Source organism: Bradyrhizobium sp. 197, assembly GCF_023073375.1.
GTDB lineage: Bacteria > Pseudomonadota > Alphaproteobacteria > Rhizobiales > Xanthobacteraceae > Bradyrhizobium.
In genome coordinates this window covers 1-559 of record NZ_JADPJJ010000151.1, presented here as the reverse complement: position 1 = coordinate 559, position 559 = coordinate 1, and the positions used below count along the sequence as shown (strand labels likewise).

Sequence of the window (559 nt, the reverse complement as noted above, 5' to 3'; positions counted from 1 at the left end):
GCACCGGCGTACTGCGAACCCTCACCAACCATCTTCATCGTCATCGCTGGCGTCACGCCGGTGGCATAGAAGAAGAACATGTTTTTTGCGTCGAGATTGACCGCTCCGTCCTGTTCAAATTTATAGCTGCCGCCGACGAAAGGTGTCACCCACGCGCTGTTCGGATAGAAGTAGGCATCTTTCATCCGGGTCCTGTAAGTAACTGAGCGCGCTGTTGCGTCGCCCACCGCCGCTGCTTCGGTAAGTATCTTTTTTAATCGGACATCGGGGGCGAATGGCTTACCTTTTTCGATGCCAATGGCAGCGAACAAGCCCAGTGTGTTGGGGTCCAACGCATCAATAGGTTCATCCTGAATAACGCGATTGACGAACTCGAACAGCGAATAATCGCCGGGACCGATCGTGTTGAAAGCCTTGCCAGAGATGTCCACGAACTTCATCGGAGGTGGGTTGGCCGCCTGGCTGAGCGAATAAACTTTCAGGTTCTTCTTTACGTTATCCACGCCGGGCTTGGGATCGCCGTCCCTCAAGAAGGTGCGGAAGAACAGCAGGTTTCCAA

At 53.8% G+C, this 559-nt stretch carries 1 protein-coding gene; it reads right to left on the bottom strand.

Annotation, left to right across the window (positions count from 1 at the left end):
- Positions 1–559, bottom strand: a 559-nt coding sequence (locus tag IVB27_RS34765; protein WP_524536533.1) for a DUF1254 domain-containing protein, incomplete at both ends; no start/stop codon positions are given.